At 62.9% G+C, this 11627-nt stretch carries 9 protein-coding genes and 1 tRNA gene; 1 reads left to right on the top strand and 9 read right to left on the bottom strand.

The annotated features are described in order from the left end of the window. Positions 1–234: 234 nt before the first annotated feature. Positions 235–1020 carry a response regulator transcription factor gene (locus tag FHY18_RS07830; protein ID WP_259153970.1) on the top strand — a complete coding sequence of 262 codons (786 nt, stop codon included), beginning with the start codon at positions 235–237 and terminating at the stop codon, positions 1018–1020. A 696-nt stretch (positions 1021–1716) separates the two neighbouring features. Here FHY18_RS07830 and FHY18_RS07825 read toward each other — a convergent pair. The 9 genes from FHY18_RS07825 to ispH form a co-directional block, all read right to left on the bottom strand. Beyond that, positions 1717–2103: a DUF805 domain-containing protein gene (locus tag FHY18_RS07825; protein WP_259153257.1), complete on the bottom strand. Its 387-nt coding sequence runs from the start codon at positions 2101–2103 to the stop codon at positions 1717–1719. 266 nt (positions 2104–2369) lie between these two features. Continuing rightward, positions 2370–3761 carry a DNA repair protein RadA gene (radA, locus tag FHY18_RS07820; RefSeq protein WP_259153256.1) on the bottom strand — a complete coding sequence of 464 codons (1392 nt, stop codon included), beginning with the start codon at positions 3759–3761 and terminating at the stop codon, positions 2370–2372. A 376-nt stretch (positions 3762–4137) separates the two neighbouring features. Further along, positions 4138–6018 (bottom strand): tetratricopeptide repeat protein, encoded by a 1881-nt coding sequence (locus tag FHY18_RS07815; protein ID WP_259153255.1) that lies wholly within the window; start codon positions 6016–6018, stop codon positions 4138–4140. A 155-nt stretch (positions 6019–6173) separates the two neighbouring features. Beyond that, the gene (cyoD, locus tag FHY18_RS07810) at positions 6174–6509 is read right to left on the bottom strand and encodes a cytochrome o ubiquinol oxidase subunit IV (RefSeq protein WP_003484294.1); all 336 of its coding nucleotides are present in this window, start codon (positions 6507–6509) and stop codon (positions 6174–6176) included. After that, entirely contained in the window at positions 6509–7141 is a 633-nt protein-coding gene (gene cyoC / locus FHY18_RS07805; RefSeq protein ID WP_024711670.1) for a cytochrome o ubiquinol oxidase subunit III, read from the bottom strand. The genes cyoD and cyoC overlap by 1 nt, the downstream gene beginning before the upstream one ends. Further along, positions 7138–9138 (bottom strand): cytochrome o ubiquinol oxidase subunit I, encoded by a 2001-nt coding sequence (gene cyoB / locus FHY18_RS07800; RefSeq protein ID WP_259153253.1) that lies wholly within the window; start codon positions 9136–9138, stop codon positions 7138–7140. Before cyoB ends, cyoC begins: the two co-directional genes overlap by 4 nt. Next, positions 9138–10073 carry a ubiquinol oxidase subunit II gene (gene cyoA, locus FHY18_RS07795; protein ID WP_259153252.1) on the bottom strand — a complete coding sequence of 312 codons (936 nt, stop codon included), beginning with the start codon at positions 10071–10073 and terminating at the stop codon, positions 9138–9140. The genes cyoB and cyoA overlap by 1 nt, the downstream gene beginning before the upstream one ends. Positions 10074–10429: 356 nt before the next feature. Then, positions 10430–10505 (bottom strand) — tRNA-Thr (locus FHY18_RS07790). A gap of 142 nt (positions 10506–10647) precedes the next feature. Further along, complete coding sequence (ispH, locus tag FHY18_RS07785) at positions 10648–11598, bottom strand: 4-hydroxy-3-methylbut-2-enyl diphosphate reductase (protein WP_259153251.1); 951 nt, start codon at positions 11596–11598, stop codon at positions 10648–10650. Positions 11599–11627: the final 29 nt, after the last annotated feature.

Below are 11627 nucleotides of genomic sequence, written 5' to 3'. Positions count from 1 at the left end.
GCGAGTTAAAGCGTACCCACCCAAACCCGAAGAAAAGTACGCAGCAGTGAAACTTTCTGCCGCTGGAATGGTACATACCATTCGCCTGACCTCGGTCAGACCCTCCCCCCTTTCGCAGCCGGATGGTATGGCGATGCACTTATCTCTATCTGTGGATTTTGTAGCGGCGCCTGCCGCCCGTCACCGGCATCCCACGCATGACTGGTACGTGTGCCGTCACGGGAAGGCCGGATGATGCACACCCCTTCTCCCGGCAAGCACGGAGCGGCGTTCCTGTTGACGCAGGACGCGCGCCTGACATCGCAGGTCAACGCGAGCCTGGCCTCACTAGCACCCAAATTGGCGGTGTTTTCCGATGAGCTGGAGTTGTTGCGCAACTTGCGGCATTCGCCCTGCGACCTGCTGATCTTCGATGCAAGCTGCGTCGCCTCCGACGACAGCTCGGTCCTGGCCTGGCACCGCTGCCACAGCGGCCATCCCACGCCGCTGATCGTGCTGGGGCGGTTCGACTGCCCCGACGACATCCTGGCCTGGTACCAGGCCGGCGCGCAGGAAGTGTTAGCGCTCCCATTCAACTCGTGCGAACTTCAGGTGCGAGCGGCATTGGCGATCTCCCCCGCCCCGGAGGCCTGCCAGGAGTCGCAACACCTCACCGTCGGCCCGTACCAGCTGATCCGCGAAGAAAACACGGTTTACCTGCATGGCAAGCCGATCGTGCTCACCGCGCGCGAGTTCTCGATCGCCTGGCTGCTGTTTTCCAGCCCCGGGGTCTGTTTCCGCCGCTGCCAGCTCGCCAAAGCGGTCTGGGGCAGCCACACCGAGTTCACCGACCGCACCATGGAGCAGCACATCTACAAGCTGCGCAAGAAATTGCAGCTGTGCAACCACAGCGGCGTGGTCCGCATCAGAACCGTGTATTCGCATGGCTACAAGCTGGAGCTCGCGTTACAGGGCAAGGACCCGCTGGCGCCGGGCAAAAGCGCAAGCCCGAGCGCCGGACATCGCGCGGCCGCCTGCTGAGCGCTGATTCTGGATCAGACCCGCGCCATGCACTTATCGAGGTACGTGCATGGCGGATCGTGACGCTGGCGGCCTGCATCGGCTTGCCATGGCGCCATGCGCCCGCCCCCACTCGCCGGTTTCAAGGTGTTTGAATCGTTGTATTAAGTCATTTCAAACTGTGTTGTTCGACCAAACCAAGTTGAATCGACCAACGATGAGATCGGCAGTGGCTCAGGCTGCGAATATGAAGTCCGGGCAGATCGGCTGTTCACGCACGATGCCGAGTGACGCAACCGCAGGTCGAAACACCTTGCGATCTTCGGAAACTTTCTGATTCCCTTTGGGCGAGCAAGGGAGGCCTGAACAGGCACCCGTACAACCGATTGCGATGAGGGCGCTGCGCCCGCGCATCTCGCCACTGCAAAAATTCAACAGCGCCACCAGAGCGACGGCGTAGCCGCCAGGCAGGAGCAGGCGTGCTGCTAACGCAGCACGCGTTGCCGTGATCATTCGGCTGCGGCGTACTCGATCCGCCATGCGGTGGATGTGTGGCCATGAGCCGCCGTCCCGGCATCGGCAGGTAACACGCGCGCAACGCGGAAGACAGTGCACGCGACACCGCACCCTGGGGGTTGCCAGCCGCTCCAAATCGCATAAACGACGATGGCGCAGGAAACTCCTGCGCCATCGTTCAACCTACATCGTGCGAGGCGATTACTGCTTCGGGCTCTCGCCGTACTGGTTCGGGCCCGGGGTGCCTTCCAGGCACATGAACACGAGCACGATAAAACCGCCGACGTAAGGCACGAAGCTGATCAGATAGAACCAGCCCGACTTGTCCTGGTCATGCAGCCGGCGCACGGTCACCGCAATGCTGGGGACGATCAGCGCCAGCACGAAGATCGCCATGATGGCAACGACCACCCAGGCCAGCGGACCAGGGCCGTTCTCGCCTCCCATCACCGCCGCCGCAATACCGAACATGATGCCCAGCACCGCCAGAACGATCACCTGCATCAATATGAACATCCAGTATTCCTTGCGACGCGAGCGACCTTCAAAGTCGGCGTAACGCTTGAGCGGCAACAACATCCATTCCATCGTGGTTCTCCAGTTCGAGCAATCGGCGGTGTCTGTGATCCGGTGCACAGTGCAACGGGCCGCGCATGGTGCCATAGCCGCACTCTGGTGAAAACGCTTTCTTCACACCCGAATCCAGATTGCTGCCACCAGCCGACAGGCGGTTGCCTGCGCAGGCAAAGCCCATCGGGCGATGGCGATATTGGGCAGGGCCGCCTGCGGATAGGCCCAACGGCCAGCTCGGCCGGGTCGTCTGCCCTGCCAGTCCCCACGCAGCAACGCATGCCTCAGTCGGCCGCGGCCTCCAGCGCCTGGCTCAGCCGCTCCACCGCGATGATCTCCATCCCCTTGATGCTGGCCGTCTTCGGTGCATTGGCACGCGGCACGATCGCGCGTTTGAAGCCATGCGTGGCAGCTTCCTTCAAGCGATCCTCGCCATTGGGCACCGGACGGATCTCGCCGGACAACCCGACCTCGCCGAAGGCGATCGTCTTCTCGGACAACGGCCGGTCGCGCAGCGAGGACAACACTGCCAGCAACACCGGCAGGTCGGCCGCGGTCTCCTGCACGCGAATGCCGCCGACCACGTTGACGAACACGTCCTGATCGCCCACCACGATGCCGCCATGGCGGTGCAGCACCGCCAGCAACATCGCCAGCCGGTTCTGCTCCAGGCCCACCGCCACGCGCCGCGGATTGGACAGCGGCGAGGCGTCCACCAGCGCCTGCACCTCCACCATCAACGGCCGGGTGCCTTCACGGGTGACCATCACGCAGCTGCCGGGCTGCTGGGTGCTGCCGCCAGACAGGAAGATCGCCGACGGGTTGGAGACCTCCTTGAGGCCCTTCTCGCCCATCGCGAACACGCCCAGTTCGTTGACCGCACCGAAGCGGTTCTTGAACGCGCGCAACAGGCGAAAGCGGCTACCGCTTTCGCCTTCGAAGTACAGCACCGCATCGACCATGTGTTCCAGCACGCGCGGGCCGGCGATGCCGCCTTCCTTGGTCACATGGCCAACCAGGAACACCGCGGTACCGGTCTCCTTGGCGTAGCGCACCAGCCGCGCCGCGCTCTCGCGCACCTGGCTGACCGAACCCGGCGCCGCGGTCAACGACTCGGTCCACAGCGTCTGGACCGAGTCGGCCACGATCAGCTTCGGGCGCGCCACGCTGGCGTGCTGCAGGATGTTTTCGATGCCGGTTTCGGCCAGCGCGTTCAAGCCCTCCAACGGCAGATCCAGCCGCACCGCGCGCCCTGCCACCTGCGCCAGCGATTCCTCGCCGGTCACATACAACACCGGCAAGGTGCTCGCCATGCTGGCCAGCGCCTGCAACAACAACGTGGATTTGCCGATGCCGGGGTCGCCACCGATCAACACCACCGCACCTTCGACCAGCCCACCACCCAGCACGCGATCGAACTCGCCGATGCCGGTGGACACGCGCGCCTGCTCGGATTGCTGCACATCCTTGAGCGCGGTGATCTTGGGCGCCTCGGCCTTGCCGGCCCAACCGGTGCGGCGCGAGGCCGCAGGCGAGGCCTTGCCGCCGGGCGTGGCGCTTTCCAGCAAGATTTCGCTGAGCGTATTCCACACTCCGCACTCGGTGCATTGTCCCTGCCACTTGTTGTATTCGGCGCCGCACTCGCCGCAGACATAGGCCGTCTTCGCCTTCGCCATCGTCAGTTAACCAATCGCTTCTGGAGCGACAGGATAGTCGGCGTTGGTCTCAGGATGCGCGACGCTGGCTCGGGATTCGGGATTCGGGATTCGGGATTCGGGATTCGGGATTCGGGATTCGGGATTCGGGATTCGGGAATCGGCCAGGCTGCGGCGGCGCAGGAATGGATGCAACCGCGCATTCCTGCTGCTGCTTTCTCACTCGGACATCGATGGCGCCGAGCATTTGGCTGGCGCGATGTCTTTTGATCGGTCGGCACCGGCATCGGTACCGAACAAGACCAGCGTCTGGAGCCGCATGATCGATCGCAGCCGGTCATGCAGCTCCAGGTCTTGCCATTGCCCGCTTCAACGCCTGCGAGCGGGCGGCCGCCACTCAGCGCGGCTTGTACAACTCGCTCAGGCGGTCAGGCTTGCCGGCGATACGTTCCAGATGCGGATACAGCAGGCCGCCGTGGTAATCGATGCGCACGGTGTCGTAGCGGTCCAGGCGCTTGACCAGCAACTCGATCGGCGCGGTGGTGCCCTTGGCCGCCTTGATCGCGTCCTTGATCACCTCGCTGCTGAAGGCGCGGCCGTTGACCGCCACGATGGTGTTGCCGGCGATCAGGCCGGCATTGAAGGCCGGGCCGTCCCAGAGCACATCACCGATCTCGCCGGAGGCCTTCAGGGACAGGCCAAGCGAATAGGTCAGGCTGGCGTCCTTGTCGTCGCTCTCGTCGGCCTTGGTGGCCAGGTTCGGCTCCTCGTTGTAGACCAGCTTCCAGCCATTGGCCTCGATGCCGGCATTCAAGGAACCGTGCCCGTCCATGCGGCTGCGTAACAGGCTGGCCCAGTCGTAGGGCGCCACGCCGTTGAGCGTGGCCACGATGTCGTCGAAGGTGTACGGGTTGACGTCCCAATCGCCGTTGTTCATGCCGAAGAAGGCCTTGCCGAAATCGTCGATGGAGCGCTTGTTGTTGGTCAGCGCGCGCAGCTTGCTGTCCACTTCCAGCCACATCATCTGGCCGCCGGAGTAATAGTCTTCGGCCATCTGATAGCTACGGTAGGCCTTGGGGCGGCGCATCGACATGGTCGGGTCGTTGGTGGTGTCCTGCACGGTGCGCCAGGCCATGCCGGGGCGCCCACGCTCGTACTGGGCTGCCACGCCAGCGAGCATTTCGCGCGCCTGATCCTGCGTCCACAGGCCCGAACGTGCAGCCATCACTTCGCCCCAGAACTGGGTCTGGCCTTCGTACAGCCACAGCAGGCTGTCGCCCATCGGGACGTTGAAATTGGGCGTGGCCAGGTCGGCACCACGGCGGTACTTGCCGTTCCAGGAATGGTTGAACTCGTGCGCGAGCAGGTCGCGCCCGGTCCAGCTCTTGTCCCACTCGGTGAAGTAGGTCGGCACACCGCTGTTTTCGCTGGAGCGATGGTGTTCCAGGCCGATGCCGCCCAACTTCTTGGTCAGCGCCAGCAGGAATTCGTAGTGATCGAAATGCCGCGCGCCGTAAAGCTTGTCCATCTGCTGCACCAGCGACGCATGCGCCTTGATCTGCTCGGGCTTGGCCTCCAGCGACTTGGCTTCGTCGGCGAACACGTTGAGGTAGACCGGCTGCTTGCCGGCGCTCAACTCCACGCGCTTGTAGTACTTGCCGGCGAACATCGGCGAGTCGACCAGGTCGTCGAAATCGATCGGCTTGAAGGTCACCGTGTCGCCGACGCGGCGGTCGGTCTCCAGTGCCGTGGCATAGCTCCAGCCGGCTGGCAAGGTGACGCTGGCCTGGGCCTTGATGTTGCGCGCGAACACGCCGGCCGGATACAGCGCGGTGGTGTTCCACTGCAGGTTGAGCATTTCCGGAGTCATCATCACCCGGCCCTGGTTGGGGGCCTGCGGCGAGAGGAACTTGAACTCGGCCACCAGCTCGGTGGCGCCCTGGGGCACGTCCACCTTGAACGCGTAGACATCGAACTGGTCGCGCGTCCATGGCACCACCTTGCCGTCGACCTTGATCACCAGACCAGCCAGTTTGTCGATCGGCCCTGTCGGCGAGTGGTTGCCCGGAATCCACTGCGGATACAGCAGCGTCATCGGGCCCGGCTTGGCCGGCATCGTGGTCTTGACCTTGAAGATGCGGTGGGCCAGATCGGTGGCATCGACGTCGATCTTCAAGGTGCCGTCGAACGGCACGTCCTGCGGCGGCGCGGTTTGCGCGGCGACCGGCAACGACAGCGCTGCCAGCAGCGACACGGACAACAGGGTGGGCATCTTCATCGCAACTCCGCAGGTGACCTGGAACAGGCAAGCCCACGATGCTAAGCGCCCACCACGGCTTCCCCGTATGCCATTGGTCATGCCGCAGGCAAATTCATGCGCAAAAAAAAGCCGCCCATCGCTGGCGGCTTTCTCCGATCCGGCACTGCGCCGTCTCAATGCATCATGTTGACGTTCATGTTGTGCAGCACCCACAGCGAGCCGACGATCACGATGCCGATGATCAGCAACGAGAACAGGCCCACCTGCACGTTGGAGCGCTGCTCGGGCGTGCGATCCATATGCAGGAAGTACACCATGTGCACCAGCATCTGCACTGCGGCCATGACCGAGATCACGACGATGGTGACACCCTTGGAGAACGCCCCGCTCATCACCATCGCAAACGGGATGACGGTGAGGATGACAGCCATGACGAAGCCGATCAGATAGGACTTCAAACCGCCGGCATGCGCATCGGCCGCGGTATCGGTGTGGTGGTGATTGGCCATTACAGCGCTCCCAGCAGATAGACGACGGTGAACACACCGATCCAGATGATGTCCAGGAAGTGCCAGAACAGGCTCAGGCAGGCCAGACGCGTGCTGTTGCGCGCAGTCAGGCCGTTCTTGGAGATCTGGATCACCAGCACCGCCATCCACAACAGGCCCGATGCCACGTGCAGACCGTGGGTACCGACCAGGGTGAAGAAGGCGGACAGGAATGCGCTGCGTCCCGGGCCGGCACCTTCATGGATCAGGTGGTTGAACTCCCAGATTTCCATGCACAGGAAGCCGATACCCAGCAGCGCGGTGACAGCCAGCCAGCCATACAGGCCGCCCATCTTGCGCTTGTGCGCGGCAATCATCGCAAAGCCAAAGCTCAAGCTGCTGAACAACAGCAGGAAGGTTTCCACCAGCACGAACTTCAGGTCGAACAGCTCCTTGGCGGTCGGCCCATCCACCGTGGCGCCGGAGAGCACCGCATAGGTGGCGAACAGACCGGCAAACAGCAGGCAGTCGCTCATCAGGTAGACCCAGAACCCGAAGACGGTGTTGCCACCGCCGTCGTGATGCTCGTGGTCGTGATCGTGGCCGCCCGCGTGGGCGGCGTGGTCAAGCGTGGTCGAGGAAGCCATGGTCATACCACCTTCGCGGCCTGCGCCGCCTGTTGCTGTTCGAGCAGCGCAAAGCGCGCGTTTTCGATGCGCTCCACTTCATCGGCCGGCACCCAGTAATCGATGTCGTCGTCGAAGGTGCGCGCGATGAAGCTGCCGATCATGCCCACCAGGCCAATGATGGCCAGCCACCAGATGTGCCAGATCAGGCCGAAGCCCAGCAGCACGCTGAAGGCGCCGATATACACGCCTGCACCGGTGTTGCGCGGCATGTGGATGGGTTCGTACTTGGACGGACGCACCCAGCCCTTGCCGTTCTGCTTGTCGGCCCAGAACTGATCGCGGTCGTCGATGTGCGGCAGCACGGCGAAGTTGTAGAACGGCGGCGGCGAGGAGGTGGCCCACTCCAGGGTGCGGCCATCCCACGGATCGCCCGTGTGGTCCATGTGCTCCTTGCGCTTCCAGACGCTGTAACCGATCTGCACCAGATTCAGGAAGATGCCCAGGCCGATGATCGCAGCACCCACCGCAGCGACATACAGCCACGGCGCCCACTCGGGATGGTTGTAGGTGTTCATGCGACGGGTCATGCCCATGAAGCCGAGCACGTACAGCGGCATGAAGGCCACGAAGAAGCCGATGATCCAGCACCAGAACGAGGCCTTGCCGATCTTCTCGTTGAGCTTGAAGCCGAACGCCTTCGGGAACCAGTAGGTCAGGCCGGCCAGGTAACCGAACACCACGCCGCCGATGATCACGTTATGGAAGTGCGCGATCAGGAACAGGCTGTTGTGCAGCACGAAGTCCACCGCCGGGATCGCCAGCATCACGCCGGTCATGCCGCCGATGGTGAAGGTGATGATGAAGCCGATCGTCCACAGCACCGGCGAGGTCATGTGCACGCGACCGCGGAACATGGTGAACAGCCAGTTGAAGATCTTCACACCGGTCGGGATCGAGATGATCATCGTCGTGATGCCGAAGAAGGCATTGACGTTGGCACCCGAGCCCATGGTGAAGAAGTGGTGCAACCACACCACGAACGACAGCACGCCGATGCACGAGGTGGCGTAGACCATCGAGGTGTAGCCGAACAGGCGCTTGCGGCTATAGGTGGCGATCAACTCGGAGAAGATGCCGAACGCCGGCAGGATCAGGATGTAGACCTCCGGGTGACCCCAGATCCAGATCAGGTTGACGTACATCATGGCGTTGCCGCCACCGTCGTTGGTGAAGAAGTGCGTGCCCAGGTAACGGTCCGCACCCAGCAGCGCCAGCGCCACGGTCAGGATCGGGAACGCAGCGATGATCAGGATGTTGGTGATCAGCGCGGTCCAGGTGAAGATCGGCATGCGCATCAGGGTCATGCCCGGCGCGCGCATCCGCATGATCGTCACGAAGAAGTTGATGCCGGTCAGCAACGTGCCTAGACCAGACACCTGCAATGCCCAGATGTAGTAATCGACACCGACCCCTGGACTGTATTCCAGCCCCGACAACGGCGGATAGGCCAGCCAGCCGGTCTGCGCGAATTCGCCGACGCCCAGCGAGATGTTGATCAGCGCCGCACCGGCCACGAACAGCCAGAAGCTCAGCGAGTTCAGGAACGGAAACGCCACGTCGCGTGCGCCGATCTGCAGCGGCACGATCAGGTTCAACAGGCCGGTCATGAACGGCATGGCCATGAAGAAGATCATGATCACGCCATGCGCGGTAAAGATCTGGTCATAGTGGTGCGGCGGCAGGACGCCTTCGCCACCGTTACCCGCCAGCGCCTGCTGAGTACGCATCATCGCCGCATCGGCGAAGCCGCGCAGCAACATGACCAGCGCCACGATGATGTACATCACGCCGATGCGCTTGTGATCCACCGAGGTGAACCACTCGTTCCACAGGTAGCCCCACAGCTTGTACTTGGTGATGGCGCCAGCGATGAGCAGGCCGAGCAGGCCGGCACCACCGAGAGCGACCATGATGATCGGCTCGTGGTACGGAACCGCCTCGATCGTAAGTTTGCCTAGCATCACTTGTCTCCAGAAGTGCACATGGCAACCGGCTCTGCAGCCGATGCCTCATGGTCGCCGTGGCCTTTGTTGTGGCCCGGACCATTCATGTATTTGTCGACCAGCGAGCGGAACATGCCGTCCTGCACCGACGAGTAGTAGGTGACCGGATACTGTTCCTTGTCGTTGCGGTTGGCGGCCAGCACCTGGTACTCGGCAGCGTTCAACGCGGTCGGCGATGCCTTGACCTTGGCCACCCATGCATCGAAGCCGGCCTGATCCACGGCATGCGCCTTGAAGCTCATCTTCGAGAAGCCGTGACCGCTGTAGTTGGTCGACAGGCCGAAGTATTCGCCTGGCTCGTTGGCCACCAGATGCAGCTTGGTTTCCATGCCCGCCATCGCGTAGATCATGGTGCCCAGGTGCGGAATGAAGAACGAGTTCATCACCGTGTCTGAGGTGATCTTGAAGTTCAGCGGCGTATGCACCGGGAACGCGATCTCGTTGACCGTGGCGATGTTCTGGTCCGGGTAGATGAACATCCACTTCCAGTCCAGCGACACCGCTTCGATGGTGATCGGCTTGACGTCCGAATCCAGCGGCCGGTATGGGTCCAGCGCATGCGACGAGCGCCAGGTCAGCACCGCCAGCACCAGGATGATCACGCACGGGATCGACCACACCACCACTTCGATCGCGGTGGAATGCGACCAGTCCGGCTCGTAGCGCGCCTTCGTGTTGGATGCGCGGTACTTCCACGCGAACGCAATCGTCATCACGATCACCGGGATGACCACGATCAGCATCAGCACCACCGAGGTGATCAGCAGTTGCTTCTCGTCGTGGCCGATCTGGCCTTTCGGATTGAGGATGGCCGAGTTGCAGCCTGCCAACAGCAGGAACGGCAACATCAGACCTGGACGAAGTAAACGCCCGAGATGTTTCAGCGGAATCATCGGTCGATCCAAGTGCGAAGGAACGCCAGCCGCGCATCGTCTCCAGCAAGGGAGATGTCCGGCGATGCCCTTCTTTTTGAGGGAGGGCCCACGCAGACCGAAGTTGCAGGTTAGCGCGCCAATTTTAATCTTTGCTGCACCTGCACGAAACCCATTGGCAATGATCTGCCGCAATAAATGCGCGCAAAACCGTGCGACATGTTGTCGCAGCGCAGCGTAAGCAAAGATGCAGGCCATGACGCCCGTCGTCGCAGCCTGCGGTTGCAGTGCAATCGATGCGCAAATCACGTGAAATACGCTTGCGAACGCCAGAAACGCAACTGGGCCGGCCAAGGGCCGACCCAGTGCTGAAGCGATGGTGCCGGAAATAGGAATCGAACCTACGACCTACGCATTACGAATGCGCCGCTCTACCAACTGAGCTATTCCGGCGAGCCGTGCATTGTAGGAGCGGAGCCAGGGGCTGGTCAATCGCCGCCGTGGCGGCCAGCTGCGCGAATGGTCTGCCAGACGTGCCGACACCCGGACGTCGCTCTCCCTGCCCTGCCCGGCAGCTTTGGCTGCTGACGTGAAGTCAGCTGACCAGGCGCAACCGCAATTCCTTGGGCAGCGCGAACACCATCGATTCGGGCTCGCCTTCCAGCTCGCACACACTGTTGGCGCCCAGCTCGCGCAACCGCGCCAGCACGCCATCGACCAGCACCTGCGGGGCGGAGGCGCCAGCGGTCAGGCCGATGTGCTGCTTGCCGACGATCCAGGCCGGATCGATCTCGCCGGCATTGTCGATCAGATACGACTCCACCCCGTCGCGGCGTGCGAGTTCGCTCAGTCGATTGGAATTGGAGCTATTGGGCGAGCCGACCACCAGCACCAGGTCGCACTGGCGCGCCAGATCGCGCACTGCGTCCTGGCGGTTCTGGGTGGCATAGCAGATGTCATCGTGGCGCGGCCCCTGCATCGCCGGGTAGCGCGCACGCAGCGCCTCGATGATGCCCATGGTGTCGTCGACCGACAGCGTGGTCTGGGTGGTGTAGGCGAGATTGTCGGGCTGGCGAATCTGCAGCGTGGCAACCTGCTCGATGTCCTCGACCAGATAGATCGTGCCCGGGCCGCGCTCGCGGCTCCACTGCCCCATGGTGCCTTCCACTTCCGGGTGCCCGGCATGGCCGATCAGCACCACATCGCGACCGGCACGGCAGTGGCGGGCAACCTCGAAATGCACCTTGGTCACCAGCGGACAGGTCGCGTCGAACACCTTCAAGCCGCGGCGCTCGGCCTCCTGGCGCACCGCCTGCGAGACGCCGTGTGCGCTGAAGATCACCGTGGCGTTGTCGGGCACCTCGTCGAGCTCTTCGACGAAGACCGCACCGCGCTGCTTCAGGTCGTCGACCACGAAGCGGTTGTGCACCACTTCATGGCGCACATAGATCGGCGCGCCCAGCGTCTCGATCGCGCGCTTGACGATCTCGATCGCGCGGTCGACACCGGCACAGAAACCACGGGGATTGGCGAGCAGGACATCCATGACGGGCATTCTACGGGAATGGAGAAAGA

Origin of the sequence: Xanthomonas sp. 3793, assembly GCF_024806835.1 — a bacterium.
Lineage (GTDB): Bacteria > Pseudomonadota > Gammaproteobacteria > Xanthomonadales > Xanthomonadaceae > Xanthomonas > Xanthomonas arboricola_F.
This window is presented reverse-complemented; position numbering and strand designations above follow the sequence as displayed.

Excerpts from the sequence above, each read along its gene's own strand:
- cyoC (WP_024711670.1), bottom strand. The coding sequence starts at position 7,141 with ATGACCATGGCTTCCTCGACCACGCTTGACCACGCCGCCCACGCGGGC.
- radA (WP_259153256.1), bottom strand. The coding sequence starts at position 3,761 with ATGGCGAAGGCGAAGACGGCCTATGTCTGCGGCGAGTGCGGCGCCGAA.
- cyoB (WP_259153253.1), bottom strand. The coding sequence starts at position 9,138 with ATGCTAGGCAAACTTACGATCGAGGCGGTTCCGTACCACGAGCCGATC.
- cyoD (WP_003484294.1), bottom strand. The coding sequence starts at position 6,509 with ATGGCCAATCACCACCACACCGATACCGCGGCCGATGCGCATGCCGGC.
- FHY18_RS07830 (WP_259153970.1), top strand. The coding sequence starts at position 235 with ATGCACACCCCTTCTCCCGGCAAGCACGGAGCGGCGTTCCTGTTGACG.
- FHY18_RS07825 (WP_259153257.1), bottom strand. The coding sequence starts at position 2,103 with ATGGAATGGATGTTGTTGCCGCTCAAGCGTTACGCCGACTTTGAAGGT.
- cyoA (WP_259153252.1), bottom strand. The coding sequence starts at position 10,073 with ATGATTCCGCTGAAACATCTCGGGCGTTTACTTCGTCCAGGTCTGATG.
- ispH (WP_259153251.1), bottom strand. The coding sequence starts at position 11,598 with ATGGATGTCCTGCTCGCCAATCCCCGTGGTTTCTGTGCCGGTGTCGAC.
- FHY18_RS07815 (WP_259153255.1), bottom strand. The coding sequence starts at position 6,018 with ATGAAGATGCCCACCCTGTTGTCCGTGTCGCTGCTGGCAGCGCTGTCG.